The 24,827-nt window shown below is 69.8% G+C and carries 23 protein-coding genes and 1 tRNA gene; 16 read left to right on the top strand and 8 right to left on the bottom strand.

What is annotated here, in order from left to right; all coding sequences use genetic code 11:
• The 4 genes from Acy02nite_RS34300 to Acy02nite_RS34285 all read left to right on the top strand — a co-directional run.
• Nucleotides 1-409, top strand: a 409-nt coding sequence (locus Acy02nite_RS34300; RefSeq protein ID WP_438820873.1) for a hypothetical protein, incomplete at its 5' end; no start/stop codon positions are given.
• A 281-nt stretch (nucleotides 410-690) separates the two neighbouring features.
• Complete coding sequence (locus tag Acy02nite_RS34295) at nucleotides 691-2,214, top strand: acyl-CoA carboxylase subunit beta (protein WP_203750520.1); 1,524 nt, start codon at nucleotides 691-693, stop codon at nucleotides 2,212-2,214.
• 20 nt (nucleotides 2,215-2,234) lie between these two features.
• Complete coding sequence (locus tag Acy02nite_RS34290) at nucleotides 2,235-3,389, top strand: acyl-CoA dehydrogenase family protein (protein WP_203750553.1); 1,155 nt, start codon at nucleotides 2,235-2,237, stop codon at nucleotides 3,387-3,389.
• 84 nt (nucleotides 3,390-3,473) lie between these two features.
• On the top strand, nucleotides 3,474-4,790 hold the full coding sequence (locus tag Acy02nite_RS34285; RefSeq protein WP_239175458.1) for an ATP-binding protein: 1,317 nt from the start codon (nucleotides 3,474-3,476) through the stop codon (nucleotides 4,788-4,790).
• 347 nt (nucleotides 4,791-5,137) lie between these two features.
• Here Acy02nite_RS34285 and Acy02nite_RS34280 read toward each other — a convergent pair whose 3' ends face one another.
• Nucleotides 5,138-5,623, bottom strand: a complete 486-nt coding sequence (locus Acy02nite_RS34280; RefSeq protein ID WP_203750517.1) for a MarR family winged helix-turn-helix transcriptional regulator — start codon at nucleotides 5,621-5,623, stop codon at nucleotides 5,138-5,140.
• Between the two features lie 101 nt (nucleotides 5,624-5,724).
• Here Acy02nite_RS34280 and Acy02nite_RS34275 point away from each other — a divergent pair, with 101 nt between their 5' ends.
• Both Acy02nite_RS34275 and Acy02nite_RS34270 read left to right on the top strand, forming a co-directional pair.
• Complete coding sequence (locus tag Acy02nite_RS34275) at nucleotides 5,725-6,294, top strand: YceI family protein (RefSeq protein ID WP_203750500.1); 570 nt, start codon at nucleotides 5,725-5,727, stop codon at nucleotides 6,292-6,294.
• A gap of 224 nt (nucleotides 6,295-6,518) precedes the next feature.
• Nucleotides 6,519-7,988, top strand: coding sequence for a glutamate-cysteine ligase family protein (locus tag Acy02nite_RS34270; RefSeq protein ID WP_203750486.1), 1,470 nt, complete (start codon nucleotides 6,519-6,521; stop codon nucleotides 7,986-7,988).
• Nucleotides 7,989-8,093: 105 nt separating this feature from the next.
• Here Acy02nite_RS34270 and Acy02nite_RS34265 read toward each other — a convergent pair whose 3' ends face one another.
• The gene (locus tag Acy02nite_RS34265) at nucleotides 8,094-9,782 is read right to left on the bottom strand and encodes a Hansenula MRAKII killer toxin-resistant protein 1 (protein ID WP_203750470.1); all 1,689 of its coding nucleotides are present in this window, start codon (nucleotides 9,780-9,782) and stop codon (nucleotides 8,094-8,096) included.
• Nucleotides 9,783-9,935: 153 nt separating this feature from the next.
• Between Acy02nite_RS34265 and Acy02nite_RS34260 the strand changes: the two genes are divergently transcribed.
• Nucleotides 9,936-10,679 carry a PASTA domain-containing protein gene (locus Acy02nite_RS34260; RefSeq protein ID WP_203750468.1) on the top strand — a complete coding sequence of 248 codons (744 nt, stop codon included), beginning with the start codon at nucleotides 9,936-9,938 and terminating at the stop codon, nucleotides 10,677-10,679.
• A 24-nt stretch (nucleotides 10,680-10,703) separates the two neighbouring features.
• Here Acy02nite_RS34260 and Acy02nite_RS34255 read toward each other — a convergent pair whose 3' ends face one another.
• The gene (locus tag Acy02nite_RS34255; protein ID WP_203750465.1) at nucleotides 10,704-11,006 is read right to left on the bottom strand and encodes a hypothetical protein; all 303 of its coding nucleotides are present in this window, start codon (nucleotides 11,004-11,006) and stop codon (nucleotides 10,704-10,706) included.
• A 647-nt stretch (nucleotides 11,007-11,653) separates the two neighbouring features.
• On the opposite strand from Acy02nite_RS34255, the gene Acy02nite_RS34250 reads away from it, so the two are divergent.
• Both Acy02nite_RS34250 and Acy02nite_RS34245 read left to right on the top strand, forming a co-directional pair.
• Nucleotides 11,654-11,878 (top strand): DUF397 domain-containing protein, encoded by a 225-nt coding sequence (locus tag Acy02nite_RS34250; RefSeq protein ID WP_203750462.1) that lies wholly within the window; start codon nucleotides 11,654-11,656, stop codon nucleotides 11,876-11,878.
• Nucleotides 11,879-12,047: 169 nt separating this feature from the next.
• Entirely contained in the window at nucleotides 12,048-12,494 is a 447-nt protein-coding gene (locus Acy02nite_RS34245) for a hypothetical protein (RefSeq protein WP_203750459.1), read from the top strand.
• Nucleotides 12,495-12,498: 4 nt separating this feature from the next.
• Here the strand turns inward: Acy02nite_RS34245 and Acy02nite_RS34240 are convergent, their stop codons facing one another.
• The 3 genes from Acy02nite_RS34240 to Acy02nite_RS34230 all read right to left on the bottom strand — a co-directional run bounded on the left by Acy02nite_RS34240 (nucleotide 12,499) and on the right by Acy02nite_RS34230 (nucleotide 14,654).
• Entirely contained in the window at nucleotides 12,499-13,131 is a 633-nt protein-coding gene (locus Acy02nite_RS34240; RefSeq protein WP_203750456.1) for a hypothetical protein, read from the bottom strand.
• 319 nt (nucleotides 13,132-13,450) lie between these two features.
• Nucleotides 13,451-14,266 (bottom strand): WecB/TagA/CpsF family glycosyltransferase, encoded by an 816-nt coding sequence (locus Acy02nite_RS34235; protein ID WP_425548056.1) that lies wholly within the window; start codon nucleotides 14,264-14,266, stop codon nucleotides 13,451-13,453.
• Nucleotides 14,267-14,571: 305 nt separating this feature from the next.
• Nucleotides 14,572-14,654 (bottom strand) — tRNA-Leu (locus tag Acy02nite_RS34230).
• A gap of 300 nt (nucleotides 14,655-14,954) precedes the next feature.
• On the opposite strand from Acy02nite_RS34230, the gene Acy02nite_RS34225 reads away from it, so the two are divergent.
• The 7 genes from Acy02nite_RS34225 (at nucleotide 14,955) to pknB (ending at nucleotide 23,793) form a co-directional block, all read left to right on the top strand.
• Nucleotides 14,955-15,752 (top strand): FHA domain-containing protein, encoded by a 798-nt coding sequence (locus Acy02nite_RS34225; RefSeq protein WP_203750451.1) that lies wholly within the window; start codon nucleotides 14,955-14,957, stop codon nucleotides 15,750-15,752.
• 5 nt (nucleotides 15,753-15,757) lie between these two features.
• Nucleotides 15,758-16,240, top strand: a complete 483-nt coding sequence (locus tag Acy02nite_RS34220; protein ID WP_185038479.1) for an FHA domain-containing protein FhaB/FipA — start codon at nucleotides 15,758-15,760, stop codon at nucleotides 16,238-16,240.
• Nucleotides 16,237-17,652, top strand: a complete 1,416-nt coding sequence (locus Acy02nite_RS34215; RefSeq protein ID WP_203750448.1) for a PP2C family protein-serine/threonine phosphatase — start codon at nucleotides 16,237-16,239, stop codon at nucleotides 17,650-17,652. Before Acy02nite_RS34220 ends, Acy02nite_RS34215 begins: the two co-directional genes overlap by 4 nt.
• A gap of 76 nt (nucleotides 17,653-17,728) precedes the next feature.
• On the top strand, nucleotides 17,729-19,183 hold the full coding sequence (locus Acy02nite_RS34210; protein WP_203750445.1) for an FtsW/RodA/SpoVE family cell cycle protein: 1,455 nt from the start codon (nucleotides 17,729-17,731) through the stop codon (nucleotides 19,181-19,183).
• A complete protein-coding gene (locus Acy02nite_RS34205) occupies nucleotides 19,180-20,682 on the top strand; it encodes a peptidoglycan D,D-transpeptidase FtsI family protein (RefSeq protein ID WP_203750442.1) in 1,503 nt (500 codons plus the stop codon). Before Acy02nite_RS34210 ends, Acy02nite_RS34205 begins: the two co-directional genes overlap by 4 nt.
• 1 nt (nucleotide 20,683) lies before the next feature.
• Entirely contained in the window at nucleotides 20,684-22,021 is a 1,338-nt protein-coding gene (locus tag Acy02nite_RS34200) for a serine/threonine-protein kinase (RefSeq protein WP_203750439.1), read from the top strand.
• Nucleotides 22,018-23,793, top strand: a complete 1,776-nt coding sequence (gene pknB, locus Acy02nite_RS34195) for a Stk1 family PASTA domain-containing Ser/Thr kinase (protein ID WP_203750436.1) — start codon at nucleotides 22,018-22,020, stop codon at nucleotides 23,791-23,793. Before Acy02nite_RS34200 ends, pknB begins: the two co-directional genes overlap by 4 nt.
• Before the next feature lie 76 nt (nucleotides 23,794-23,869).
• On the opposite strand, the gene Acy02nite_RS34190 is transcribed toward pknB, so the two are convergent.
• Entirely contained in the window at nucleotides 23,870-24,529 is a 660-nt protein-coding gene (locus tag Acy02nite_RS34190; RefSeq protein WP_203750433.1) for an aminodeoxychorismate/anthranilate synthase component II, read from the bottom strand.
• Entirely contained in the window at nucleotides 24,522-24,827 is a 306-nt protein-coding gene (locus tag Acy02nite_RS34185) for a hypothetical protein (protein WP_203750430.1), read from the bottom strand. The genes Acy02nite_RS34190 and Acy02nite_RS34185 overlap by 8 nt, the downstream gene beginning before the upstream one ends.

The following is a 24,827-nucleotide window of genomic DNA, read 5'->3' as shown; positions in this document are numbered from 1 at the left end:
TCACAGCAACGGTGGTGGCTCGGCCCCGATCGTGAACGACGACCAGGGCTACAGCAACGACGACGACCACGGTGACGTCAAGGGCGACGACAACGGCTACGGCAACGGCGGCCACAAGGGCAACGGTCACAAGACCGGCCACAAGGGCAACGACAACAAGGGCAACGTCAAGGGCGACGACAACGGCTACGGCGACGTCAAGGACGACGACACCGGCTACGGCGACGTCAAGGGCGGCAACAAGGGCAACGGCAACAAGGGCAACGTCAAGGGTGACAAGGGCTACGGCGACGTCAGCCCGGACACCTACGGCGACAAGACCGGTGGCCGTAAGTCGATCGAGAGCACCTCGGTCCACGGCATGACCGGCAGCCTGGGTGGCCTGGACCTGCTCTACACCCTGCGCTGACGCGCAAGCCGGCGGCGCCGTCCCGGGCGTCGTCCGCACACCGGTGCTCCTCCACGCGCCGGTAACCGGGACGGGAGCCTCCGCACTCGCGGGGGCTCCCGTTCGTCGTTCCCGGACCTTGCGCCGTAGCCCGAGCCGGCGTCGCTATTCGTCGCCGCGCTCCGTGCCCTCGGCGTTGTTCGTCGTTGCCGCCGATCTTCGTTTGCGATAGCCTAACGCTCGTTAAGCCTAACGACCGTTAAGGGCGCGTGGGCGGCACGGAACGTTGACGAGGGGGAACGATGGACGCCGACGCGCTGGCGCAGGTCCGCAAGCGTGTCCTGGCCGGCGGCGCGGAGCGCTACCACGCGGCCAACGCGGCGAAGGGCAAGCTCTTCGCCCGGGAGCGGGTCGCTCTCCTGGCCGACGAGGGTTCCTTCGTCGAGGACGGGCTCTATGCCAACAGTCTCGCCGAGGGGCTGCCCGCCGACGGCGTGATCACCGGAACCGCCCGGGTCGGCGGCCGTGACGTGTGCGTGATGGCCAACGATTCCACGGTCAAGGCCGGTTCGTGGGGCGCCCGCACGGTGGAGAAGATCGTCCGCGTGATCGAGCGGGCCTACCAGCTCGGCGTCCCGATGATCTACCTGGTCGACTCGGCCGGCGCCCGGATCACCGACCAGGTCGACCTCTTCCCCGGCCGCCGTGGCGCCGGGAAGATCTTCCACACCCAGGTCAAGGCGTCCGGCGCCATCCCGCAGATCTGCGCGCTGTTCGGCCCGTCGGCGGCCGGTGGGGCGTACATTCCGGCCTTCTGCGACGTCGTCGCGATGGTCGAGGGCAACGCGAGTATGTATCTGGGCTCCGACCGCATGGTCGAGATGGTCACCGGGGAGAAGACGACGCTCGAGGCGATGGGCGGCGCCCGCGTGCACTGCGCCGAGTCCGGCGTCGGCCACTTCCTCTGCAAGACCGAGCAGGACGCGCTGGACGTCGTGCGCACCTATCTGTCCTATGTGCCGCAGAACTGGACCGAGCGCCCGCCTTCGGTGTCAGCGGCCGGGGCCTCCGGGGCCGATCTCGCCGCCCTGGTTCCGGCCAGTGAGCGGCAGGCCTTCGACATGCGCAGGTATGTCAAGGGTCTGGTCGACGAGGGCTCGTTCTTCGAGATCCAGGCGTTGTGGGCGCGCGAGCTGACCGTCGGGTTCGCCCGGCTGGACGGCGAGGTGGTCGGCGTGCTCGGCAACAACTCGATGTTCAAGGGCGGCGTCCTCTTCGTCGACTCGGCCGACAAGGCGAGCCGGTTCGTGCAACTCTGCGACGCTTTCAACATCCCGTTGCTGTTCCTCGCCGACGTGCCCGGTTTCATGGTCGGCTCGGCGGTGGAGAAGCAGGGGATCATCCGGCACGGCGCGAAGATGATCACCGCGATCTCCGAGGCCACGGTGCCGAAGATCTGCGTGGTGGTCCGCAAGGCCTACGGCGCTGGTCTCTATGCCATGGCCGGCCCCGGTTTCGAGCCGGACGCCACGATCGCGCTGCCTACCGCCAAGATCGCGGTGATGGGCGCCGAGGCCGCCGTCAACGCGGTCTACGCCAACAAGATCGCGGCGATCGAGGACCCGGAGGCCCGGGACGCCTTCGTCGCCGAACGCCGCGCGGAATACGAGCGCGACATCGACATCATGCGCCTGGCCAGCGAACTCGTCGTGGACGCCGTGGTCGAGCCCGGTGACCTGCGCGGCGAGCTGATCCGGCGATTCGCCACGGCACGCGGGAAGGACCGCACGTTCTCCCGCCGCCGTCACGGGGTCACTCCCGTCTAGAGGAAGCGCATAGCGAGATGGTGGATTTCCGGCTCGGCGACGAGCTAGAGGATTTGCGTGCCAGTGTCCGGCAGTTCGCCCGTGAACAGGTGGCGCCGGTCATCGCCGATCATTACGAGCACAAGACTTTCCCGTACGACGTGGTCCGCCAGATGGGCAAGATGGGCCTGTTCGGCCTGCCGTTCCCCGAGGAGTTCGGCGGGATGGGAGGCGACTACTTCGCGCTCTGCATCGCGCTGGAGGAGATCGCCCGCGTCGACAGCTCCGTCGCGGTCACCCTGGAGGCCGGGGTCTCCCTGGGTGCGATGCCGATCTTCCGGTACGGCACCACGGCGCAGAAACAGCGCTGGCTGCCGCAACTGGTCAGTGGCGAGGCGCTGGCCGGCTTCGGTCTGACCGAGCCGGGCTCGGGGTCGGACGCGGCCGGCATCACCACCCGGGCGGTGCTCGACGAGGCAGCCGGTGAGTGGGTGATCAACGGGACGAAGGCGTTCATCACCAACTCCGGCACCGACATCACGGCGCTGGTCACGGTCATGGCGGTGACCGGGACGAACCCGGACGGCTCCCGTGAGCTCTCCACAATCATCGTCCCGTCCGGCACCCCGGGCTTCACCGTGGCCCCGCAGTACTCGAAGGTCGGCTGGTGCGCGTCGGACACGCACGAGCTCTCCTTCGACGACGTACGGGTCCCGGCCGAGAACCTGCTCGGCGAGCGGGGCCGTGGTTTCGCCCAGTTCCTGCGCATCCTCGACGAGGGGCGCATCGCGATCGCTGCGCTCTCGGTCGGCCTGGCCCAGGGCTGCGTCGACGAGTCGGTGACCTATGCGAAGCAGCGCACCGCGTTCGGCCGCGCGATCGGCGACAACCAGGCCGTCCAGTTCATGATCGCGGACATGGAGATGCGCGCCCACCTGGCGCGGCTCGGCTACTACGACGCGGCCGCGCGACTGATCGCCGGTGAGGACTTCAAGCGGTACGCCGCGATCGCCAAGCTGAACGCCAGCAACGCCGCCATGGAGAACAGTAGGTACGCGACCCAGGTGCACGGCGGCTACGGCTTCATGAACGAGTCAGCGGTCGGCCGCTTCTACCGGGACGCCAAGATCCTGGAGATCGGCGAGGGCACGTCGGAGGTCCAGCGGATGTTGATCGCCCGAGGCCTCGGACTTTAAGTTTTAGTAACTCTCCGGAGTCGAATTCCCGACAAAGGGCCTTCTGGGTTCGCCTCGATCGAATCCGATGCCTAGGTTCGCAGCATGGCGTCCGAACAGGGCTTCGCGGTCCTGCTCCGCAACTATCGACGGCGTGCCGGCCTGACTCAGGAGGAGCTGGCCCTCCGCGCTGCCATCGGCGTGCGTACGGTCCGTGATCTGGAGCGCGGTCGCGCCTCACGTCCACAGAGGACAACCGCCGAGCTGCTGGTGGGCGCCCTGGGCCTGACCGGTTCCGATCGGGAGCAATTCCTGGACGCTGCCCGCGGCCGGGTCGTCGACGGCACCTCCGGCACCCCGTTCCTGCGCGCCGCGACGGCCGACGAGCTGATCGGGCGGGACGCCGACATCGCCGAGGTCGTCGCCCTGCTCTCCGCAGCCGACGGGCCGCGCGGGATGACGCTGGTCGGGGTCGCCGGCGTGGGCAAGACCAGCCTCGCCACGGTTGTCGCGCACCGGCTGGCCGACGGTCACCCGGGCGGGGTGGCCGGCGTCGCGGTCGGCGACGACTCGACCGCCGACGAGTTGCTCGACAGCGTGGCGGCCGGGTTCGGGGCGGCCCGCGCGCGGGAGCTGCCCGGGCACCTCGGCGCGGCGGCCGCGCTGCTCTTCGTTGACGGGGTGGACCGTGCGGCCGCGGCAGCCGCGGAGGCGCTGACCGGGCTGCTGGACAGGATGCCACGACTGCGGTTGCTGGCGACCGGGCGGCAGCCGGCCGGGTTCGCCGGGGAACGGGTCTGGCCGGTGGCGCCGCTGACGATCCCGCCGGTGGAGCTCTCCGTGGGGACGGTTGCGGAGCTGACGCCGTACTCCGCGATCGGTCTCTTTCTCGAACGCCTCGGACGGGTGCGCCGGACGCGCCTGGCGCCGCACGAGATCGGCCCGCTCGCGGCCCTGGTCCGGCGACTCGGCGGGTTGCCGCTCGCGATCGAGCTGGCCGCGGCCCGTGGACGGGTGCTCACCGTCCCGGAGATCCTCGCCAGTTACCCCGTCCCGGTGCCGCATCCGGTCGTCCCGCTGCAGGACGTGGTTGCGGGAACGTACCGGGTGCTGGCGCCGCCCGAGCAGCGGGCGTTGCGACTGCTGGCGATGTTCCGGCATCGGTGGTCGCGGGAGCATGCCGAGGCAATGCTGGACACTTCGGACGGTGATCGCGCCGACGTGGTGCATCTGCTCGACCGGCTCGTCGCGTTGGGCCTGCTCAACGTGAGTGGCGACGACGTCGTCCGGTTCCGGCTGCCGGCCGCGATCCGGGATTTCGCCACCGAGCGCTCGGCGGCCGAGGGAGAGCTCGAGGAGGCCCGCAAGCGCCATGCGCGCCTCGCCCCGGCCACCGCCTCCGGCGACGGCGTCGTGCCCTGAAGATCCAGGGTCTGTCCGGCGGTGAACCAGGGCCGCGGCGTGGCCTGGGCCTCGCCTCACACTGGGGTGATCCGCCAGACAGACCCTGGGCGACGCGCCCGGGCTGGGCCCGGGCGCGGCGTGCGCAACCAGCGCGATGCGTGCCCCCCACGCGTGCCGGTCGCAGCGACGCCGCGCCCCGAAGCGGCGAGAACGAAGACTCCCCCGAAAGCCCCGTCAGTCGCCTCGATCGCGCCGCATCCCCCGGGCCGCAACACTAGCCGCGCCGTGCACGCGGCCAAGGGAATTCGCCCGTTCTGCCGGTGGTTCTGCCGGTCCGGCGCCGGGGCCCGGGCGCCGGCTGCTGATCAGGCGGAGGTGACCGATTCGGAGCTGCCGGCGGTCGCGCACGGATTGACCGCGTCGCGGATCGTGCGGAGCGAGTCCAGCAGATCGTCCAGCTGATCCGGCGGGAGTAGCCCGACATACCACTGCTGCACCAGCTCGAGGTGCCCCGGCAGAACCTGGGCCAGCCGGCTCTGCCCGACGTCGGTGATCACCGCGTAGGAGCTGCGCCGGTCGGTCGGGCAGGCCTCGCGGCGGACCAGGCCGCCCCGTTCCATCCGGTCGACGACGCGGGTCACGCCGCTGGTGGAGAGCGTGGTCTGGCCGGCGAGATCGGTCATCCGGAGTCGGTTGCCGGGCGAGCGGGCGAGGCGCGTCAGCACCTCGAACTCGACCGGGGAGAGGCGGTGCTGCTCGAACTGTGCGGCGAGGCGGTTCATCAGACCCGTGTAGGCCTCGGCCAGCAGGCCGACCGCGGTGAGGCGAGGGTCGTCCAGATCGGTGTTCACGTAGTCAACACTAGCAGGCACTTGACAAGAGGAATATTGCTTCGCATATAGTTGCTGTGTCAGACAAGCATCCCGCCAGAGTTCGAGAGAAGGAACAAGTCATGACGGTCAGCACGCGTGAGTTCGAGGGTCTGCAGTTCCCGGCCGCCGGCACGTATGAGCTGGACGCGGCGCACAAGCGGGTCGGCTTCGTCGTGAAGCACCTCATGGTCAGCAAGGTCCGTGGCCAGTTCAGCGAGGCGACCGCGACCATCGTGGTGGCGGACAACCCGCTGGAGTCCTCGGTGACGGCGTCGATCAAGACCGCCAGCGTCAGCACCGGTCAGGTCGACCGTGACAACCACCTGCGCGCCGGTGACTTCTTCGAGGCGGAGAAGTTCCCGACCATGGAGTACCGGAGCACGGGCGTGAAGTCGCACGCCGGCACCGAGTTCGTCCTCGACGGCGAGCTGACGATCAAGGGCATCACCAAGCCGGTCGAGCTGGTCGTCGAGTTCGAGGGCGCCACCGTCAGCCCGTACGGGCAGCACGTCTTCGGCTTCAGCGCCACCACCGAGATCGACCGCACCGACTGGGACCTCAGCTGGAACGTCGCGCTCGAGAGCGGCGGCGTGATGGTCAGCAAGAAGGTCAAGATCGAGATCGAGGGCGAGGCCGTTCTCCAGGCCTGATCCTCCATCGTGCACTGACGAGGCGCCGCCGGAAACCCGGCGGCGCCTCGTGCTGTCCGGGGCCCGGGGCGCGCGGAGCCTTCCGGCGATTCGTGGGGAACGGCCCGGAGGGCGGTCGCCTGGCGGTCGGCGCCCGAGGATGCGAAGGTGGACGGAAAGTATCCGTTCGCTCACAACGTGGTGATCGACGTCTGTTTCGTCCCCGACCGGCGCGGGAGGGCATCATGGGCAAAGATCTGACGCACGCGATCTTCTCGCCCGACGATCGAGTTCGGTTCCGGCGCCGGGTGCAGCGTGGCCTCGACGTGCTGGGCGGTCTGCTCGACGCCGAGGCGTTCGACCCCGGGACCGGCATGACCGGGCTGGAGATCGAGATCAACCTGGTCGACGCGGACGCCCGTCCGGCGATGCGCAACGCCGAGCTGCTGGCCGATCTCGACGACTCCCGGTTCCAGCCCGAGCTGGGACGATTCAACATCGAACTCAACGTGCCCCCGCGTCACATCGCGCCCGAGGGTTTTGCCGGCTTCGAGAAAGACATTTCAGATGCTTTGCGTACGGCGGAGGAGCGCGCCGGGAAGGCCGACAATCGCCTGGCGCTGATCGGGACACTGCCCACCCTCGTACCCGGTGATCTGGTTCTGGAGAATCTGTCGGACAACCCGCGGTTCCGGGCACTCAACGACGAGATCGTGGCGGCCCGGGGCGAGCAGTTCTCGCTGGACATCCGTGGCGTGGAGCGGCTGCGCGGCGCGAGTGGGACGATCGTGCCCGAGGCGGCCTGCACGAGTGTCCAGTTCCATCTCCAGGTCGCGCCGGAGTGGTTCGCGCGGTACTGGAACGCGTCGCAGGCGGTGGCCGGGGCGCAGGTCGCGCTCGGGGCGAACGCGCCGTTCCTGTACGGGCGCCGGCTGTGGGCGGAGACCCGGATCGCACTGTTCGAGCAGGCCACCGACACCCGGCCGGACGAGCTCAAGGAACAGGGAGTGCGGCCACGGGTCTGGTTCGGCGAGCGGTGGATCACCTCGGTCTTCGACCTCTACGAGGAGAACGTCCGGTTCTTCCCGCCGCTGCTGCCGCTGCTCAGCGACGAGGATCCGGACGAGGTGCGCTCTGTGGGCGGGATTCCGCGGCTGGCCGAGCTCTGCCTGCACAACGGGACCGTCTATCGGTGGAACCGGCCGGTCTACGACGTGATGGACGGGAAACCGCACCTGCGCGTGGAGAACCGGGTGCTGCCGTCCGGCCCGACCGTCGTCGACCTGCTCGCCAACGCGGCCTTCTACTTCGGGGTGGTGCGCCGGCTTGCCGAGGCCGAACGCCCGATCTGGTCACGGCTCGACTTCGACATCGCGGGCGCCAACTTCCGGGCCGGGGCGCGGGACGGGCTCGACGCCTCGATGTGGTGGCCCGGGCTCGGCGAGACGACAGCCGCCGAGCTGGTGCTGGAGACGTTGCTGCCGCTGGCGTACGAGGGACTTGACCGTTTCGGGGTCGACCCGGGCGAGCGGGATCGGCTGCTCGCCATCATCGAGGGACGCTGCCGGAGCCGGCAGAACGGTGCCTCGTGGCAGACCGCCGCGGTGCGCGCGGCGGAGGACCGGGGGTCGTCACGGGCCGTTGCGCTGCGCGAGATGACCTGGCGTTACCTGGAGCTGCAGCACACGAACGAGCCGGTGCACACCTGGCCCTGAAGGGTGTGCTGAACCCGGACACGCCCGGGCAGCGCCGCACCCCGATCTCGCCCGCACGAGGCGGTGCCGGCCACGCCGGACCGCGTCTCGCACTTAGCCGCGTTCCTAGTCCTTCGGGTTGATCCGGGCGATCGGCGGGTTCGCCGGCGGCGGCGTGATCGTGGAGCGCGGGGTCGCCTCCTTGCGGGCGGCGGCACGCCTCGCGGGGCTCTTCGCCGGGCGCGCGGCCGCGGCGATCTCCGGGTCGGCTAGGCCCTCGTTGTCGGGCGAGGCCTTCGGAGCGGCCGGTTTGGCGGCGGCCCTGGCCGGCACTGAAGGCTTCGCTGGCGGCGGGGTGGCGGGTGCGATCGGCTCGGGCCGGGGCGCGCGCGGTTTGCGGCCCTCGTCCCCGGGCTCGGACCCACCCGTGACAGTCGCGGACTTGGCCGTGGCAGCGGCGGACCCGCCCGCAGGGGCCGCGGGCCTGGCCGCGGCAGATCCGCCCGCGGGGGCCGCGGACTTGGCCGTGGCGGTCACGTTGCCACCCGCCGAAGTCGCGGACTTGGCGCCAGGAGTCGCGGAATCGGCCGCGGCAGTCTCGGGCTCGGCCGGGCGGCGCTTGCCGAAGAGGAGCCAACGCCGGCGACCAGGCGTCTCCTCTTCGGACAGATCCGGCGCGTACGGCTCCTGGTCCGAGGTGAACTTCGCGCGCTTGGGAGCCCTTGCGGGCTTCGCGGGCGCCTTGTCAGCCGGAGTGGCCGGGGCGGGGCTGGGCGCGGGCGTCGGCTGGGTAGGCGTTGGCTGGGCGGGCGTTGGCTGGGCGGCCACCGGGCGGGTCGTCACCGGCAGGGTTGCGGTACCGGTCGCGGTGCCGGAATCGGCCGGCGCCGGTGAGCCTGCGCCGCTCGGCAGGGGACGGGGCGGATCCGTCCGCCGGGCCGTACCCCGGGACCCCTTGGCCAGGGCAACCGTGAGAGCCGACCCGGCCAGCCCGGCGAGCACCGCGTACGGCGCGATCAGGTATGCCGACTGGAGCGGGCCGGCCGCGTCGGTCAGCAGTGGCGCCAAGGACAGGAACGAGATCGCCACCAGCAGCGGACCCACCGCGCCCGACGTCGCGGTGCCCAGCCCGAGGTTGCCGCGACGGGCGGCCGGGAAGGCGAGGATCAGCCCGATCAGGAACGCCGCGGCGAGGGTCAGGACGGCGCTGGGCCAGTAGATCCCGCCGTACCGGATCGGGGTCTGTGCCTCGGCGAACTGCCAGCTGGTGAGGTAGGTGTCCAGGTCACGGTTGCTCAGCAGCTCGGCCGCGACACCGGCGACGGCGAGTGCCCAGAGCCAGGCCGCGGTGCCGAGCAGGTTCGCGGCGACGGGCGCCGAGGAGACCGCCCAGAACGCGACCACCACGCCGGTGACCAGACCGATCAGCGCGTAGCCGACGGCGACGAGCTGAGGCGAGTGGGAGAAGAGGTTGGCCGGGCGCGCCGCGGACCGAGCCGGCAGCGCGACCAGGGCCACCGAGATCAGCGCGCCGAGCGCCGCCGAGCTGGACAGCGCGAGGCGCCAGAGCGTGCGCCAGGGCGCGGGTCGCTCGGCGCGCAGCCGGCCGGCGATCACCGCGCCGAGGACGGTGGCGCTCGCGGTGATCCAGGTGGCCCAGCCCAGACTGTTCAGCCAGGTGCTGTCCGAGGCGGTGGCGATGGACGGCCACTCGATGACGCCGAGGCCGTAGCCCAGACCCAGTTGTGCGGCGCCCGCGCCGGCGGCGATCCCGGCCGCGGCGCCGGCCTGCGATGTCCAGCCCTTCTCGGCCATGCCGGGCACTGTACTGGCCGTCGCCGATGTCCGCGAAATGCCCATCCTGGTCACTCCCTGGATCGCGTTGCACACGGAACTCCCCGGGGTACCCCAAGATTCGATACCTTGACGCTGCGACGAGATCGTGCGTACGGAGCTGAGGGAGCGGGTATGCCGGACGAGCGCCAACCGGGTGAGGACGAGACCCGCCCGATGCGGGCCGTCGACGACGACGCGACCCGGGTCCAGCCGAATCAGCCGTCCGATCCGCCCCGATCGGGGGACACGCCCACCGAGCCGATGGCTCCGGCCGGCGAGTGGGACCCGTGGACCGGCCGGGCCGCGGTGCGCCCGCCAGGACCGGAACAGGTTCAGTACACCGAGGACGAATGGACGCCGGGCCTGCCCGATGAGGAGCCGTCCGGTCACTGGTGGATGCCGATCGTCGTCGGCACCGTGGCGCTGATCCTGGCCGGTCTGCTCGGTTTCGGCATCTACCTGATCGTGCAGAACTCCGGGGGCGGTGCGGAGAGCCCGCGACCGACCCCGGCGCAGACCCGTGCGACGACGGCCGTGACCACCCCGGCGACCACCCGGCCGACGACGGAACCGCCGGTCAGCACGGTGCCGACGACCGAGCCGACGGCCACCGAGGCGGCCGTGCCGGCGCTGCGCGGGATGCCGCTGGCCGATGCGGAGGCCGCCCTGAACCGCAGTGGCCTCGCCTACCGGGTGATCAAGCGGCCCAGCGACGCCGAGCCGGGCACGGTGATCGACTGCGATCCCCCGGAGGGCCAGATCGTCCCGCCGGATTCGAAGATCACCCTCGTCGTCGCGGCCGCGCGGACGGGCGGCCCGACCTCGACGACGACGGCGCCGGCCGCAGGTGACAGCGCCGAGCCCGGCGGGGACTGACCGCTTCCCCGGCGTCGGGTCGGCTCAGCGTGGCGCACGGATCGGCCGGGCGGGAGCCACGTTCGGCCTCGTGGCGGGCTGACGGCCGTTGCGGGCCCGCGGGTCGGGCGCCTTGCCGACCGGTCGCAGGCCGTTGACCTGCACAAAGATGGACCGGCGCTCCACTGCGTCACCGGCCGAGTTCAGCTCGTAGCCATCGAGCCAGACCCAGCCCTCGTACGTCGGCCAGTCGTGCACCCGGATGACCCGGAACAGCATCGGTGATGCGAATTGGACGCTCGCCGCCTTTGTCACGTGAATGACATCACCGGACCGAGGAAGTAGCACGTCATCTCCTGCCCTGAGACTCTTTGCCGGATGGATTCGCTGGATTGACTTGTGACACAGATGCACCAGTCTGCCCGGCTCATGCACCTTTGCAAGCCCCCGACGATGCCAACCATCGAAGGTTGCAGAACGTCACCATCGCCGATCCCGCCACCCAGGTCTCGAGGGGAAGTCCAAATCGGACCCCGGGTTGGCTCGGCGCCCCGTGTCGGACGTCATTTTGGTGTGGTTGTGTCGGACTTGGCCGCCTCACTCAGGGACGTTACGTGATGCAAGCCATACGGAAAGATTGCACCACCAGTGTCGTCGATGCAAGTTGCACGTCCCTCTTCCGTGATCCTGAGTGATCATGGCGCGGCACTCGGTGATCTTCGCGCTTCCGCAGGTGGGGTCCCCGTGTGCGGACAGTGACGCATGATCCACAATGCTCAGAACATTTCGGACAAAGCGCTTCTAATTGTGACTATCACTGTCCAAATGCGCCTGAGCAGCCAGGATCCAACTTGTCCGATGGGCTTACCCCGAACGGAGAAGCCCATCCGTGTCGGCGCGTCCCCGCGTACCCACGGTCGTTACTGATTCAGAGCGATCGCTGGCGGGCATCCGCCGCCGGGGATCGGTACACCCCTGGGCGAAGGAGTGCCATCGTGGAAATCGAGGTCAAGGGTCTCCGGGTCGACCTGAGCCGGGCGCAATGGTTCAAGAGCGCCCGGAGCGGTGCGGACAGTGACAACTGTGTCGAGGTGGCGTTCGTCGACGAAGCGATCGCGGTCCGCGACTCCAAGAACCCGGCCGGCCCGGCGCTGATCTTCACCGCGGCCGAGTGGGACGCGTTCGTGCACGGTGCCAAGGACGGCGAATTCGATCTCTGAGCGCTCGCACCGTCCCAACGGCCGACTCGATGACCTGCGCCAACGAGTCGGCCGTGGCTATTTGCCCGATTTTCCCGTCGCCGAGTGCGGCGCGCCTCGTTGAATTGTCCAAGCGCGGACCGGACCGCGCTGACGGGCCGGGACGGATTCAACGAGGCAGGGCAGTGAGATGACGATTGGTTCCGAGAACCTCAGCAACGGCTCGTCGACGGCGCAGGACCGGTTCAGCGGTGGCGTCAGCGCGTACCGGCACGGTCGCCGCGAGGCGCTGAACGGCGACCTCGGCGACAGCGAGCTCCTGTCCCGCGGCACCTCGGGTCTGCCGACCCGCACCCCCGGGCATGCCCGCAGCATCGAGCCGACGGGCCCGCTCGACCGCGCGGCCAAGCTCCCGTCGCTCGACCTTCCGGGCCTGACCGAGCCGGTCTTCCCGGCGAGCTGGAACGACGGCGCGAACACGTCGATGGCGGACCACCCGTTGCTGCGCGGGCTGCTCATGGAGCTGCCGGCCCGTGGAACGCTGCCGCAGTCGGACTGGCTCGACCGGTGGTTCGAGGCGGCGCGGTCCATCCTGGAGCTGCTTTACGTCCAGGAGGCCAAGAAAGCCGCGCACTGACCGGTCAGCGAACCCCGGCCCGGGCGCGGGCCCGATCCAGCGGGGCCAGGACCAGCGGAGCCAGCCGGCTGTGCCGCAGGGCCGCCCGGATGCCGATGGCCACGACCGCGACGGCCACCACGGTGATCGCGATGCCGGCGACCCCGGCGAAACCGGTGGTGGCCGGGACCCCGCTGCCGGGCAGCTGGACCAGGCCGGCGGCGAGAGGCAGGGCGACGACCGCGGCCAGGCCGGTGACCTGGAGCGGGGCGCTGATCAGTGGATGTGCCGCGGCGGCCCGCAGGGCGGGCGGCACCGGCGCCAGGGGCGCGGTCGCGAAGGCGCCCGTGCCCCGGCGCACCCAGCTCAGTTTGCGCACGCCCATGGTCAGCACGAAGAGAGCCGGCACGGCAGGGAGCAAGGCTGCTGCGGGCGCCGCCGAAGCGCCCGGGATCAACGCGGTGACCACAGGTACCGCGACGAACAACGCTGCCCCCGCACCGGCCAGGACAGCGAGCAACCGGGCACGGCGGCGCATCAGGCGCGCGGTGCCGGCTGCCGGCAACCCGTCCGCCAGCAGTCCGGCGGCGAGCCAGACGGCGGCGAGGGCGCCGATCAGAATCACGTCCACAGCGGTGTTCACATCGACAGCGTTCACCCGCGGTCGTCGAATCGAAACCGGGATATGCCCCCATCAGGAACCCGTAGGGGTTCGTCTCAGCCTGCTCTCAGGTGAGTGACCTGGGGTTTCACCGGAGAGGTGGGGCGACCGGCCGGACGGCGAGTGTCAACATCGTGACCGAGCCGATGTCGTACGGCCTAAGTGGACGGATCGGTGACGCGGGCAGAGGCCGTTTCGTTCTTCTGTGGGCGCTGATCGGAGTGGAATGTGACCTCTGCCCCACCATCGCCCGCCGGACGAAGAAAGATCATCCGCGTCCGAAGACACGGATGATCTCAATTCGGTGCCGGAGGTGTCAGACGGCGAAGCCGTGCACCTGCTCCTGAGAGGGCGCGGCCGGTGTTGCCTTCCACAGCCCGCTCTTCTGCGCGGCGAGGCGGCTCAGATAGGCCGGGTTGAGCAGCACGTACCGCTTCCACAGGCGTTTCGGCTCGAGACCGAGACGCCACAGCCACTCCAGCGCGTACTTCTGCATCCACGCGGGCGGGTTCTTCAGCAGCCCGGCGTGGTAGTCGAAGGCGGCGCCGACGGCGAGCAGCGGCATGTCCAGCAGCGGCCGCATCGCGTACGTGAAGACCTCCTGCCGGGGACAGCCCAGGCCGACCAGCACGATGCGGGCGCCGGACGCCTTGATCCGCTCGGCGATCTCTGCCTCCTCACCGGGCTGGGCGCCACGGAACTTGGAGGCCTCGACGTCGGCGATCTTCAGCGCCGGGAACATCCCCATCAGCGCCGGCACGAGACGGTCGAGGGTGGGCTGCGTCGACCCGTACAGATAGACAGGAAGACCCTCGGCGGCGGCCCGCTCGACGACCTTCAGGGTCAGCGTCGGGCCGTAGACCCGATCGGTCAAGCCGGCGCCGTGCAGCACGTTCAGCGCCCAGCGCACCGGCTGCCCGTCGGGGGTCACGAGGTCGAACGAGTTCAGCCGGGCCTCGTGTGCCGGGTCCTGCACTCCGGTCATCACGCCGTGCACGGCCAGAGCGGTGACCGCGAACGGCCGCCCCTCGTGCGCCGCCGCGATGATCCGCTCGGTGGCCGACGCATAGTCCGTCGCATCCACCAGGACTCCCAGCACGTTGTGCTTTCCCTGGTCAACCCCAGCAGGCACAGTGCCCACGACACACCCCAAGCTCGAACGAGACCCAAATTCCGACAGCACTCAACAGGCGGGCGAGCATACCGCCGCTCCGGGCGTCACCCCATCGGTGACGCATGCCATGCGGACGTGACCGCTCATCCCGTACCCAAGGAGGGGCAATCGCGAAGCCCGCAGGGCGAGCCGGACCGGCCATGAGCGGACAGTGACATGTGGCACTCGCCTGGGCCACCGCATCGCAGGTTTCCGGAGCAGATACGACGAGGGCGACCGCTGATCCGCGATTTCCGCGGACAAGGGTCGCCCATTCGCACTCGTGGGGATGGGGGGAGTTGAACCCCCACGTCCTTTCGGACACACGGACCTGAACCGTGCGCGTCTGCCATTCCGCCACATCCCCATGTGACTTGGTTGCTCAGATCCTATAACCGGCTCTCGCAACCTTCGAAACCGGCCCCCGCGGGCCTGTTTCGGGTTACTACCTGCAACAGACTACGCTGACGCGAGTAGTTGTCGAGGACAGCACCAACCTGAGTCGACTACCCACCACTTGAGTAAACCAGCAGTTGAGTAACCAGCAGAGTTGATATCGCCCCGCGACGGAGGAAACACTAGCACGACGTCGAGGGGCGTCATACGAGGGTCAGAAGTGCCGGCTGCTCTTGGGCTACAGATGCGCAAGCGGCCGCCGGATACCATCATGTCCTCGGAACCCGAGGAGGAGCCGGTGAGCGTGCTGCAGCGCTTTGAGAAGCGATTGGAAGGCCTTGTCGAGGGGGCCTTCGCCAAGGTGTTCAAGGGTGTCGTGCACCCTGTGGAGATCCTGAATGCCATGCAGCGGGAGGCCGAGGCGCACAAAGCCATCCTCGCGGGTGGCCGCACCCTCGTGCCCAACCGCTATGTGATCGACCTGTCGCCCTATGACCACAGCCGCCTGGCGCCGTACGCGGCTGCCCTGGCGCAGGAGCTGGCGCAGTCCCAGGCCGAGTTCATCGGTGAGCAGGCCTGGACGGTCTACGGCGACGTGATCGTCGAGATCGAGCGCGGCGACGGTCTGGACACGGGCATGTTCCGGGTGACGGCCGAGGTCTACACCGGTGGCGAGGTTGCCCCGGTGCAGCAGCCGGCCTACGACGCCGGCCCGCAGTACTCGCCCTATGACCAGCAGCACGGTGGCGGCGGTTACCCGCCGCACGGTGGCCACGGTGGCGGCCCGCGCAGCGTCGGCCTGGTCTCCGGCGACGGCCGGACCTACCCGCTGCAGATGGGCTCGACCGTGATCGGTCGCGGCGACCAGGCGAACCTGCGCCTGCCGGATGTCGGCATCTCGCGCCGGCACGCCCGGCTGGACTATGACGGCAACCAGGTGGTCCTGACCGATCTCGGCTCGACGAACGGGACGATGGTCAACGGCCAGCGGGTCTCCGCGGTGGCTCTGAACCCGGGCGACATGATCCAGCTCGGGACCACCACGCTGACCTTCCGAGTGGACGGCTAGCGGCGTTGCCCGAATTCGTCCTGACCGTCGCCCGGTTCGGTTTCCTGATCCTGCTGTGGATCTTCGTGTTCACAGTGGTCGGGGTGATCCGCCGGGACCTGTTCGCGGGCGCCCGGTCCAAGAGCATCGTCGCCAGCCCTCGGGGGGTGGGCGGCGCGATCCTCCAGGGCCGGCCGGCGAAGGCGAAACGCGGTAAGGCGGCTCGGCAACTGGTGGTGACCGCCGGTCAGCTGGCCGGCACGCGGATCACCCTCGGTGAGGCCCCGATCACGATCGGCCGCGCCGAGGATTCGACCCTCGTCATCACCGACGACTTCGCGTCGGCCCGGCACGCTCGGCTGGTGCCGCGGGACGGGCAGTGGTTCGTGGAGGACCTCGGCTCGACCAACGGCACCTACCTCGATCGGGGTAAGGTCTCCGGACCCACCCCCGTCCCCCTTGGCGTCCCGATTCGTATCGGACGCACTTCCCTCGAGTTACGGCCATGACCCTGACCCTGCGCTATGCCGCTCAGAGCGACCGCGGTCTGATCAGAGACCTGAACCAGGACTCCGTCTACGCCGGGCCGCGGCTGCTTGCTGTCGCGGACGGTATGGGCGGCATGGCCGCTGGTGACGTCGCGTCCAACATCGTCATCGCCGCGATGGCGCCACTCGATGACGACGTCCCCGGGGACGCGCTGGTCGACGCCCTGCGGCACGCCGTCGGAACCGCGAACCAGCAACTGCGGGACACCGTCGACGCGAACCCGCAGATGGAGGGCATGGGCACCACGCTGACCGCGGTGCTCTTCACCGGCAGCAAGTTCGGCATGGTGCACATCGGCGACTCCCGGGCGTACCTGCTGCGCAAGGGCGAGTTCTCGCAGATCACCAAGGACGACACGTACGTCCAGATGCTGGTCGACGAGGGCCGGGTCAGCCCGGAGGAGGCGAGCAGCCACCCACAGCGGTCGCTGCTGACCCGCGCGCTCGACGGCCGGGACATCGACCCGGAGTACTCGGTGCGCCAGGTGCTCAAGGGTGATCGGTACCTGATCTGCAGCGACGGTCTGTCCGGCGTGGTCAGCGGCGAGACGATCGGCCAGACCATGGCGGAGATCGCCGACCCGAAGGCGTGCGTCGAGCGGCTCGTGCAGCTCGCGCTGCGCGGCGGCGGGCCGGACAACATCACCGTGGTGATCGCCGACGCGACCGACGCGGACATCGTCGAGCAGGCGCCGATCGTCGGTGGCGCGGCGGCGCTCGACCGCGGCAACACCACCGTGGCGGACGCGTCGACACCGGCGTCCCGGGCGGCCGCGCTCAAGCAGCCCCCGCCGCGCCCGGTCCAGCCGGAGACCGAGGGTTTCGACCGTGACCCGGAGCCGGCTGGCCACCCGGTGCGGACCGGCCTGCTGGTCCTGCTGGTGCTCGGGGTGCTCTGCGGTGGCCTCTGGGCCGGCTGGAAATACACCCAGGATCAGTACTACGTCGGCGCGACCGACGCCGGCCAGCTGGCCATCTTCCGTGGCGTGCCGGGGCAGATCGCCGGGCTGAACCTCTCCGCGGTGAGCGAGACCAGCACCGCCCGTCTGGACGACCTGACCACTGTCGCGCAGGAGCGGGTCAAACAGGGCATCCACGCCGGCAGCGTGACCGACGCCCGGAACATGCTGACCGACCTGACCAGCGACGAGCCGTCGAACCCGAATCTGAAGCCGGTCTGTGCCGTGGCCGGTGCCGCGCCCGCCGTCTCGGCGTCCGTCGCGGCCGGTCCCACGACCGCGACTCCGGCTCCGGCCACCGCGACTTCGGCTCCGGTCACTGCGACTTCGGCTCCGGCCACCGCGCCGAGCGTTCAACCGTCCGAGAGCGCGTCCACCGCGGCCGACACGACCGGCTGCCGGACCGCCGACTGAGCACGGCCTACAACGTCTGGGGAATTTCTTGACCGCGCCCGCCGTACCGGCCTCCTCGCCCGCTTCCACGGGCGAGATGTCGCGTATCCCGGGATTGAAAACGCGCCGTAACGCCGAGCTCGGGCTCCTGGCCTTCGCCATGGTGCTCGTCGCGGTCTTCGGCGCGACCGTGGAAGCGAACAAGTACGACCAGCTCCAGTCGAGCTTCTGGGTGCCCGCAGCACTGCTCAGCATCCTGTTCCTCGGCCTGCACATCGTGGTCCGCTTCGTGGCTCCGTACGCGGATCCGGTGCTGCTGCCGACGGTGGCCCTGATCAACGGCATCGGGGTGGCGTTCCTGCGCCGCATCGACATCGCCAACGCGATCAACGAGAAGCAGGGCCCACCGGGGATCTTCTCCGGGATCGGCGGGCGCCAGCTCGCCTGGACGCTGATCTCGCTGATCCTGGCCGCCGCGCTGCTCCTGCTGATCCGCGACCACAAGAACATCTCGAAGTACGCGTACACGCTCGGTCTCACCGGCATCGTGCTGATGATGATCCCGGCCGTGCTGCCGGCCAGCCTCTCCGAGGTGAACGGCGCGAAGCTGTGGATCAAGCTGCCGGGTGTCTCCATCCAGCCGGGTGAGTTCGCCAAGCTGATGCTGGTCACCTTCTTCGCGTACTACCTGGTGCGCAAGCGGGAGGTCCTGTCGCTGGCGAGCAAGCGCTTCCTCGGCATCGACTTCCCGCGCGGCCGGGACCTCGGTCCGGTTCTCACCGTGTGGCTGTTCAGCCTGCTGGTCCTGGTCTTCGAGAAGGACCTGGGCACCGCCCTGCTGTACTTCGGCCTGTTCGTGGTGACGCTCTACGTCGCCACCGAGCGGTCCAGCTGGCTGATCATCGGTCTGCTGCTGTTCTTCGGTGGCGTCTACGTGGCGTACCTGCTGGGTGCCTCGGTGGGCGGCCCGTTCGCGAACTTCTACGACCGGGCCGACGTCTGGCTCAACCCGTTCGACCCCGCGCAGTACAACCGGAACGGCGGCAGCTACCAGCTGGTGCAGGGGCTGCTCGGGCTGGGCACGGGCGGCCTGTTCGGAACCGGCCCGGGCGCCGGTTCGCCGCTGTCGGTCCCCGAGGTGCAGAACGACTTCATCTTCGCCGGCCTCGGTGAGGAGATCGGCCTCTTCGGCCTCTCCGCGCTGCTGGTCTGCTACATGCTGATCGCGATGCGCGGCCTGCTGGCGGCGATCGGGGTGCGTGACTCGTTCGGCAAGCTGGTCGCCGGCGGTCTCTCGTTCACCCTGGGCCTGCAGGTCTTCGTGATCCTCGGTGGCATCACCGGGCTGATCCCGCTGACCGGTCAGACCACCCCCTTCCTCTCCTCCGGCGGCTCCTCGCTGATGGCGAACTGGCTGCTCATCGCGATGCTGCTGCGCATCTCGAACGCGGCCCGCGGCCCGGCGACGAGCGGCGGCGGAACGGCCCAACCCGGGCCGAAGAAAGCTCCCACCCAGCTGCACGGCGCCATGACGGAGGTGATCAAGCCGTGAATGCCCCCCTTCGCAAGTCCGGCGTGGTCCTCCTGGTGCTGTTCGCGATGATCTTCGCGAAACTGAACTGGGTGCAGGCCTACAAGGCCGACGACTACCGCACCAACGCCTGGAACGGGCGCGTGGTCGTCGCCGAGTACGAACGGCCACGCGGCGTCATCGAGGCCGACAGCGGCACCGCGCTCGCCGAGAACAAGGCGACCGACGACACCCTGAAGTACCTGCGGGTGTACCCGAAGAAGGAGATCTACGCCCCGGTTCTCGGCTACAAGCCGGTCAACCTCGGCGCCACCGGCATCGAGTCGAGCGAGAACGACTTCCTCTCCGGCGAGAGCGACAAGCTCTTCGCCGACCGGCTGAGCGACATGTTCACCGGCGAGGAGACCGGCGGCGGCAACGTCATCCTCTCCCTGAAGACCAAGGCACAAGAGGTCGCCTGGAAAGAGATGACCGACAACGAGCGCGGTGCGACCAAGGGCGCGGCGGTCGCGCTCGACCCGAACACCGGCGCGATCCAGGCACTCGTGTCGATGCCCAGCTACGACCCGAACAAGCTGGTCACCCACGACAAGAACGCGGCGGCCAAGACGTACAAGGAGCTGCTCGGCGACAAGGATCAGCCGCTGGTGAACCGGGCGCTGTCGCAGACCCTGCCGCCCGGCTCGACGTTCAAGGTGATCGTGTCGGCGGCCGCCCTGAAGAACGGCTACACGGTCGACACCGAGATCCCGGCCGGCGGCGAGTACAAGGAGAGCGGCGCGGTCATCCACAACGCCGAGGACGAGGTCTGCCCAGGTGGCCAGATCTCGCTCAAGGAGGCGTTGACCGAGAGCTGCAACACCGGGTACGCGAAGCTCGGGGTCAAGCTCGGCGCGGACAAGGTCAAGGCGGAGGCGAAGGCGTTCGGCTTCGAGGACGACACCCTCAAGGTCGGCGACCTGGAGAGCGGCGACGGCCTGTCGGTGGCGGCCAGCCACACCGGTGACATCGCGAACCCGGACGGCACCACCGACAAGGGCGCGCTCGCGCAGTCCTCGATCGGGCAGCGTGACGTGCGGATGACGCCGCTGCAGGGCGCGCTGATCGCGTCCACGGTCGCGAACGGTGGCGAGCAGATGCGCCCCTACCTGGTGCAGAAACTGCTCAGCCCGGACCGCCGGACGATCTACACGGCGTCGCCGAAGAAGAAGAGCGACCCGATCGACGGCAAGGTCGCCTCCGAGCTCAAGGAGATGATGGTCAGCGTCGTCGAGAACGGGACCGGCAAGAAGGCGAAGATCTCCGGTTTCACGGTCGGCGGCAAGACCGGCACCGCGCAGAACGCCGAGGGCGCCGACCCGCACGGGTGGTTCATCGGCTTCGCCTTCAACAGCAAGGGTGAAGCGGTCTCCGCGGTCTGCGTCATGCTGGAGAACGTGAAGGGCGGCCACGCGAGCGCCGAAGCGGCCCGGATCGCCGGGCTGATCATGAAGGCCGCGGCCGGCTCGGGAGGGAACTGACATGATCCGCCCGGGGGTCACGCTCGGTGGGCGCTACCGCTTGGAGGAGCGGATCGCCGGCGGCGGCATGGGTGACGTGTGGCGCGGCACGGACGACGTGCTGGGCCGGACGGTCGCCGTCAAGATCCTGCTGCCCGCGCTGCTGGATGAGCCGGGCTTCGCCGAGCGCTTCCGCGGTGAGGCGCGCACCATGGCGACGATCAACCATCCAGGCGTGGTCGACGTCTACGACTACGGCAGCGACCAGCAGCTCGCCTTCCTGGTCATGGAGTATGTGGAGGGCGACGCGCTCTCCCGCACGCTGAGCCGGGTCGGCCGGCTCACCCCGGCGCGGACCATGGCGCTGGTGGCCCAGGCCGCCGACGCGCTGCAGGCCGCCCACGCGAACGGCATCGTGCACCGCGACGTGAAGCCCGGCAACCTGCTGGTCCGGCCGAACGGCACGCTCGTCCTCACCGACTTCGGCATCGCCAGGTCGGCGCTGGTCGGGCAGCTGACGGTGGCCGGCGCGGTGCTCGGCACGGCGTCGTACATCTCGCCCGAGCAGGCGGCCGGTGACGTGGCGACGGCGGCCTCCGATGTGTACGCGCTCGGCGTGGTCGCCTACCAGTGCCTCTCTGGGCACCGGCCGTTCGACGGGTCGACCCCGATCGAGATCGCGATGAAGCACGTCCGGGAGACGCCCCGGCCGCTGCCCGGCGACATCCCGCCGGCGGTCCGCGCCATCGTGGAGCGTGCCCTGGCCAAGGACCCGAACGCCCGCTGGCCCAGCGCCGCGGCGATGGCGGCGGTGGCCCGGCAGGCCGCGGCGTCGCTGACCACTGCCGCGCAGCCGCCGGTGAGCCAGCCGATCCGGGCGACACCGACCAGCCCGGCCCCGTCGCAGCAGGCCCGGGCCTCGGTGCCGCGCCCCACGTCGGGTGCCCGCGGCGCCGCGTCGGTGCCGTCCGCGCCGCCGGCCTCCACGCCGTCGCCGGCTCCGGTGGCGCCGCCGATGCCACCGCACTACCGTCCCCAGTCCGGGCCGCCGATGAGCGGTTATCCGCAGCAGATGCCGGCGAGCAAGCCGGACGGGACCTTCGGCCGCCAGGTGCTGATCGTGCTCGCCGTGGTCCTGGCTCTGCTGGTCCTGCTCTGTGCCGGGGTCATCTCGTTCCTGTATCGACATGGCAACGCAAGTGCCGCCGCCGAAATCGCGCTGGGTGATCGCAGCAGCTCGGCGGCTATCCTCCGCATGGGCGTGGCCGCCGACTCGGTGTCGACGGCGTCGTATCGTCCAATGAAGGCCGATGCCCAGTTCGGCCGGATCCGACCGAACGAAGGACGACAGACGCTATGACGGCGCAGGCCCGACTGCTCGGCGGCAGGTACCAGGTCGGTGAGCTGCTCGGCTACGGCGGTATGGCTGAGGTGCACCGGGGCCGCGACCTCCGCCTGGGCCGGGACGTCGCGATCAAGATGCTGCGTACCGACCTGGCCCGCGACGCCACGTTCCAGGAGCGGTTCCGGCGTGAGGCGCAGAACTCGGCGGCGCTCAACCACCCGGCGATCGTGGCCGTCTACGACACCGGTGAAGAGGTCTCCGCCACCGGTGAGAAGCTTCCGTTCATCGTCATGGAGTTCGTCAACGGGCGGACGCTGAAAGAGGTCCTGGCCCAGGAGCAGCGGCTGCAGCCACGCCGCGCCCTGGAGATCATCGCCGACATCGACGCGGCCCTGGAGTTCAGCCACCGCCACGGGATCATCCACCGGGACATCAAGCCCGGCAACGTGATGATCACGCAGAGTGGCCAGGTCAAGGTCATGGACTTCGGTATCGCCCGGGCCCTGGCCAGCGGCGCGACCACGATGACGCAGACCAGCGCCGTGATCGGCACCGCGCAGTACCTGTCGCCCGAGCAGGCTCGCGGCGAGGCCGTCGACGCCCGCTCCGATGTGTACGCGGCCGGCTGTGTCCTCTTCGAGCTGGTCGTCGGCCACCCGCCGTTCGTCGGTGACAGCCCGGTCAGCGTCGCCTACCAGCACGTCCGGGAAGATCCGAAGCCGCCGAGCTCGATCGTCCGCGAGATCCCGCCGGACGTCGACGCGATCGTGCTCAAGGCGCTGGCGAAGAACCCGCTGAACCGTTACCAGAGCGCTCAGGAGATGCGCGCCGACGCGCTGCGAGCGGTCTCCGGCCGCCCCGTCATGGCCACCCCGGTGATGAACGAGGCCGAGACCGTCGCGATGAGCAACGGCCCCCGGCAGTGGCAGCCGCAGGCCGCGACCACCATGCAGCGGCCGATCCAGAACACCATGGGCGGTGGCCGTCCGCCGGAGAACAAGCAGTCCTGGGTGTGGGCAGCGCTGGCCGGCCTGGGCGTGCTCGTCGTGATCGTGCTCGGCGTCGCGCTGGCGCTGAACAACAAAGACGACAAGACGAACACGCCGCCGCCCACCGCGCAGGTGGCGATTCCGAGTCTGAAGGGCTCGACGGAGAACGAGGCGAAGCAGAAGCTGGCCCAGGCCGGGTTCACCAACGTCTCTGCGGCCGAGCCCACGGAAGACGCCGACTGCAAGGGCGAGGTGAAGTCGCAGACCCCGACCGCCGGGACGACGGTTCCGGTCGACACCGCGATCACCTACACGATCTGCAACGCGCCGGACAAGGTGACCGTGCCGACCGGCCTGGTCGGCAGCACCAAGTCGTCCGCCGAGGCGACGCTGAAGAACGCCAAGCTCGAGGTCAACTTCAAGTCGACCGACAGCACCGCGCCGAAGGACCAGGTCGTCAGCGTCGACCCCAAGGAGGGTTCGCAGGTCGCCCCGGGCACCCGGATCGACGTGTACGTCTCCAACAACCAGCTGGTGCTGGTGCCGAACGTGATCGGCAAGACGCAGGACACGGCCACCGAGCTGCTGCAGAGCGCCGGCCTGAACGTCGACGTCACCACGGTGCAGGGCGGCGGCACGCCGGGCACCGTGATCGCCCAGAGCAAGAAGGCGAAGTCGAAGGTCGAGACCGGCACCCAGGTGGTCATCACCGTGGTCGCAGAGGACCAGGGCAACGACCCGAGCACGCCGCCCTCGAGCGACCCGTCCTCCGGCACCGGCGGCGGTATCGACGACTAGCAAGGCACAACGACGAGAGCCGGCCGCCCTGGGAAAGGGCGGCCGGCTCTCGTCGTAGATGTGTCCGTGCGAGAGGTCAGGCGGTGGCGAAGGCCGACCGGCGGCGGGTCTCCACCTCGGCGGCCAGGGCCGGAGCCTTCTCCCGCGCCTCCTCCAGCCCGCAGGTGGCCAGCCAGTTCGCCAGCATGGTGTGCCCACCCTCGGTGAGCACCGACTCCGGGTGGAACTGGACGCCCTCGACCGGCAGCGTGCGGTGCCGCATCGCCATCACCACGCCGGACTCGGTGCGCCCGGTCACCTCGATCTCGTCGGGCAGCGTCTCCTCGAGCACGGCCAGCGAGTGGTAACGCGTCGCGGTGAACGGCTCCGGCAGACCGGCCAGCACGCCCTCACACCGGTGATGCACCAGCGACGTCTTGCCGTGCAGCAGCTCCGGGGCGCGGGTCACTGTCGCGCCGAAGGCCGCACCGATCGCCTGATGACCCAGGCAGACCCCGAAGAGAGGGACCTTTCCCGCGTACGTCTTGATGACGTCCAGCATGATGCCGGCGCTCGTCGGCTCACCCGGGCCGGGCGACAACAGGACACCGGAAGCTCCCAGCCGGCCCACCTCGTCGACGCTGATCTCGTCGTTGCGGCGCACCTCGCACTCGGCGCCGAGCTGACCCAGGTACTGCACCAGGTTGAAGACGAACGAGTCGTAGTTGTCGATCACGAGGATGCGGACGTCAGTCACCGGCCAGGCCTCCGGGGTCGGGTTGGTGGGAGGTCGTGCTGTAGGGGATCACGTCGGGCGCCGAGGCGTCCGGGTCGGGCGACGGGTTGCCGCCCGGGACGGGCGCGTTCTGGTCCACCGAGTTCGGGTCGATCTGCGAGGTGTCGCCGACCTGCACGTCGTCGAAGGGCAGCAGCGGCGTCGCCCACGGGAACACCACGTACCAGAGCAGCGAGCCGACCGCGGCGACCAGCACCAGCGAGATGGTCAGCTTGCTCCAGACGTTTCCCGGGAACTTCCGCCAGATCCAGGCGTACAT

Origin of the sequence: Actinoplanes cyaneus, from assembly GCF_016862095.1 — a bacterium.
GTDB lineage: Bacteria > Actinomycetota > Actinomycetes > Mycobacteriales > Micromonosporaceae > Actinoplanes > Actinoplanes cyaneus.
Note: the sequence above shows the minus strand (reverse complement) of the source record. Positions and strands in the feature narration are given on the sequence as shown.

Coding starts and splice junctions, on each gene's coding strand:
- Acy02nite_RS34295 (WP_203750520.1), top strand. CDS start 691: ATGGACGCCGACGCGCTGGCGCAGGTCCGCAAGCGTGTCCTGGCCGGC.
- Acy02nite_RS34285 (WP_239175458.1), top strand. CDS start 3,474: ATGGCGTCCGAACAGGGCTTCGCGGTCCTGCTCCGCAACTATCGACGG.
- Acy02nite_RS34275 (WP_203750500.1), top strand. CDS start 5,725: ATGACGGTCAGCACGCGTGAGTTCGAGGGTCTGCAGTTCCCGGCCGCC.
- Acy02nite_RS34270 (WP_203750486.1), top strand. CDS start 6,519: ATGGGCAAAGATCTGACGCACGCGATCTTCTCGCCCGACGATCGAGTT.
- Acy02nite_RS34265 (WP_203750470.1), bottom strand. CDS start 9,782: ATGGCCGAGAAGGGCTGGACATCGCAGGCCGGCGCCGCGGCCGGGATC.
- Acy02nite_RS34260 (WP_203750468.1), top strand. CDS start 9,936: ATGCCGGACGAGCGCCAACCGGGTGAGGACGAGACCCGCCCGATGCGG.
- Acy02nite_RS34245 (WP_203750459.1), top strand. CDS start 12,048: ATGACGATTGGTTCCGAGAACCTCAGCAACGGCTCGTCGACGGCGCAG.
- Acy02nite_RS34225 (WP_203750451.1), top strand. CDS start 14,955: ATGTCCTCGGAACCCGAGGAGGAGCCGGTGAGCGTGCTGCAGCGCTTT.
- Acy02nite_RS34215 (WP_203750448.1), top strand. CDS start 16,237: ATGACCCTGACCCTGCGCTATGCCGCTCAGAGCGACCGCGGTCTGATC.
- Acy02nite_RS34210 (WP_203750445.1), top strand. CDS start 17,729: ATGTCGCGTATCCCGGGATTGAAAACGCGCCGTAACGCCGAGCTCGGG.
- Acy02nite_RS34200 (WP_203750439.1), top strand. CDS start 20,684: ATGATCCGCCCGGGGGTCACGCTCGGTGGGCGCTACCGCTTGGAGGAG.
- pknB (WP_203750436.1), top strand. CDS start 22,018: ATGACGGCGCAGGCCCGACTGCTCGGCGGCAGGTACCAGGTCGGTGAG.
- Acy02nite_RS34185 (WP_203750430.1), bottom strand. CDS start 24,827: ATGTACGCCTGGATCTGGCGGAAGTTCCCGGGAAACGTCTGGAGCAAG.